This is a genomic window from Mesorhizobium sp. M1A.F.Ca.ET.072.01.1.1, from assembly GCF_004023325.1.
Classification (GTDB): domain Bacteria; phylum Pseudomonadota; class Alphaproteobacteria; order Rhizobiales; family Rhizobiaceae; genus Mesorhizobium.
The window spans coordinates 1-1,176 of sequence record NZ_RZSF01000659.1; the positions used below are offsets into that span (position 1 = coordinate 1).

The window sequence follows — 1,176 nt, forward strand, 5'->3', positions numbered from 1 at the left end:
AGCTGGTGCTGCTCGACGAGCCGTTCGCCGCGCTCGGCGTCGAGCAGACGCGCCGCGGCCTCGACATGATCCGCAAGGTGGCGAGCCAAGGCATCGGCGTCGTCATCATCACCCACATCATGCAGCAGGCCTTCCAGGTCGCCGACCGGATCGTGGTGATCCGCCAGGGCGTCGTGGCGGGCGACGTTGCCCGCAACAAGACAAGTCCCGATGCGGTGATCAACATGATCACCGGGGAAACGCTCGCCGGTGCCGGACCGGCGGGCTGAGGGACAATGAGGGGTCCGGCGAAAAGAGGAGCGAACGACATGAAGCGAATGCTACTTTCTGTCTTCGGTATCCTGGCCCTGGCCATTGCCACGCTCACGCCGGCATTCGCCCAGTCCAAGGGTACCGTCTACTACCTGGTGCCGACCTTGCTCGACGAATTCCAGACCGGCTCGGTGAGCGCGCTGGAACTGTTCCTGAAACAGGTCGGCTACGAGATGAAGACACTGAACGCCGACAACAAGACCGACGCTCAGCAATCGCAGATGAACGACGTGATCGCGCTGAAGCCGAAGGCGATCATCCTCGCCGCGGTCGATTTCAATGCGTTGAAGCCATCCGTTGAAGCCGCCCGCGCGGCCGGCATCCCTGTGGTCGAGTTCGACCGCCAGATCACCGCCACGCCATCCGACTTCACATCGGTCGCCGGCACGGTCGAGATCGGCCACATTGCGGCGGAGCAGGCCGAAGCGCTGCTGAAGGCCAAGCATGGCTCGGTCAAGGGCAAGATCCTGCAGGTGCTCGGCGATCCCGGCGATCCCTACACGCTCGACATCCAGAAGGGTTTCGAGGAGAAGATGAAGGCGTTTCCGGACGTCAAGATCATCTCGCTGCCCGCCATGCAGTGGGAGGCGAGCAACGCCGGCACCATCGTCGCCGACCAGATCTTGGCCAATCCCGACATCGACCTGATCTTCAGCCACGCGGCGCATCTTTCGGTCGCGGGCGTTGCCTCGCTGGAGGCTGCCGGTAAGAAGCCGGGCGACGTGATGATGATGAGCTCGAACGGCGCGCCATGGGAAGGGTGACCATGCCGAGTGGCTGCGCGACTCGAACCAGCGCACCATGGCCTTTGCCATGGTCGAGACGCGTGCGGCGTTCGAGGCGCTGGATGGGATCCTCGAGACG

At 63.8% G+C, this 1,176-nt stretch carries 3 pseudogenes; all 3 read left to right on the forward strand.

What is annotated here, in order from left to right:
• Window positions 1–269 (forward strand): annotated as a pseudogene (locus EOA32_RS37360) (sugar ABC transporter ATP-binding protein); the annotation flags it as partial.
• A 39-nt stretch (window positions 270–308) separates the two neighbouring features.
• Window positions 309–1,064, forward strand: a pseudogene (locus tag EOA32_RS37365) (sugar ABC transporter substrate-binding protein); the annotation flags it as partial.
• A pseudogene (locus EOA32_RS40870) lies at window positions 1,060–1,176 on the forward strand (2,4-dihydroxyhept-2-ene-1,7-dioic acid aldolase); the annotation flags it as partial. The pseudogenes EOA32_RS37365 and EOA32_RS40870, both read left to right, overlap by 5 nt.